This is a genomic window from Flavobacterium sp. AK-301 (genome assembly GCF_058310215.1).
In genome coordinates, this window is the sequence record NZ_JBZEES010000037.1 from 1 (window position 1) to 1,204 (window position 1,204).

Annotated in this window: 2 protein-coding genes; both read left to right on the forward strand. The window is 27.2% G+C overall.

Annotated features, from left to right (window positions below; translation table 11 throughout):
- Positions 1–39 precede the first annotated feature (39 nt).
- Entirely contained in the window at positions 40–411 is a 372-nt protein-coding gene (locus tag AC4FQX_RS15115; protein WP_491168552.1) for an AHH domain-containing protein, read from the forward strand.
- A gap of 9 nt (positions 412–420) precedes the next feature.
- Positions 421–1,098, forward strand: coding sequence for a hypothetical protein (locus AC4FQX_RS15120; RefSeq protein WP_491168553.1), 678 nt, complete (start codon positions 421–423; stop codon positions 1,096–1,098).
- Positions 1,099–1,204: the final 106 nt, after the last annotated feature.

Consider the following 1,204-nt stretch of genomic DNA (forward strand, 5'->3'; position numbering starts at 1 on the left):
GTAATGTTTTAGTTTATTTTAACTTTAGGAAATAGTTTTATGTGGTCACGAGCAAGATGCTCGCGCCAGCGGGGGGGAGGTACTAAGCTTATAGCGAAAACAGCGAATATCCAAAGACATCATATTATTCCTAGAGCGGTGTTTAGAGATTTAAATAAACATTTAGCTAATATTATGAAAAGAGATATAGGGCAAAATCTTAAAAAATTACCCTCAGGATTTCATGGAAATCATCCACAATATAGTAAGTATGTAATAAAAGAAATAAATAAACTTAAACGTCTTGAAGGGTTAAATGCAAATTCTATTAAAAATCTTCAAAAGCAATTAAGTGGTAAAATAAATCAGGCTTATGATAATTATAAATTAACAGGGCAGAATATGAATGAATATTTTAGAAATTTAAATTAGATTCAAATTATGTATAAAGCGATTGATGTATCCGCAGAGCCGGAAATAATAGGAGTAAATAATGGAATTTATCAAATTGAATTAGATAAGAAAATATTAAATAAAGATCCTGAAATATCTCAATTTTATGATTTTTTTGATAGTCAATCTTTTTGGGAAGAACAACAAAAAGGTTTTGATATTCATATTTCTCCTATCAAAGCCAAAATGCTAAAGAAAGCAAAACTTACTGATATTATGGGATATACTCCTAATATTATGGCTTTTGGATGGGTGATTAGTGAACGATTTCTAGATGTAATTAAATGTTTTAATATAGGAGATTATAAAGTTTTTGAGCTAGATATAGAAGATATACAGGAAAAATATTATTTTTTTTTCAAAAAAGTTATTACGATAAAAGAAATAAATTATAGAAATTCAAATTTCTCTACTGGCCATAAAATTTCAAAAGATCTTCAATATTATCATTTTAAAGATCATTCTAGTTTTCTAGAAAAATTACAAGAGAATCCTTTAATGAGATTTGAAAAAATTTCAATTGATAAAAAATTTCAAAATGAAGATATTATATTTACGCAAGTATCTACACATGCATTTTTTTCAGAAAGACTAATAGATGTATTATTAGATGCAGGAATGACAGGTTTGGAAATTTCATCATCCGTGTCATTAGAGTTTGTATAGCAAAATTCTAACATTTTAAAATAAATAAGTGTCTTGTCCTGAAATAAGTTTACACAAAAGTGTAAAAATGTGGAAAGATATTCTTCTGCTGGCGCGAGCATCTTGC